This window comes from Pseudonocardia sp. EV170527-09 (assembly GCF_008369905.1).
Lineage (GTDB): Bacteria > Actinomycetota > Actinomycetes > Mycobacteriales > Pseudonocardiaceae > Pseudonocardia.
In genome coordinates, this window is the sequence record NZ_VRMC01000684.1 from 1 (window position 1) to 232 (window position 232).

The following is a 232-nucleotide window of genomic DNA, read 5'->3' on the forward strand; positions in this document are numbered from 1 at the left end:
CTCAACAACCAGAAGGCCGTGTTGAAGGTGGGCAGCGACGACACCTTCGTGACCTCGGTGACCAACAACGTCACGACCTCGAACAACGGCAACACCGTGAACTCGCCGACAGTGGGCACCAAGACCTATTTCAGCGGCATCTCGCTGGACGTCACCCCGCAGATCTACGATACCGGCACGGTGATGCTGCATGTGCACCCGGCTATCAGCGTGGCCACGACCAAGAACCTGT

Annotated in this window: 1 protein-coding gene; it reads left to right on the forward strand. The window is 59.5% G+C overall.

Annotated elements, in window-relative coordinates; genetic code table 11:
• Window positions 1-27: 27 nt before the first annotated feature.
• The coding region (locus FVA95_RS30485) for a hypothetical protein (protein WP_240051824.1) at window positions 28-232 on the forward strand (205 nt) is incomplete at its 3' end.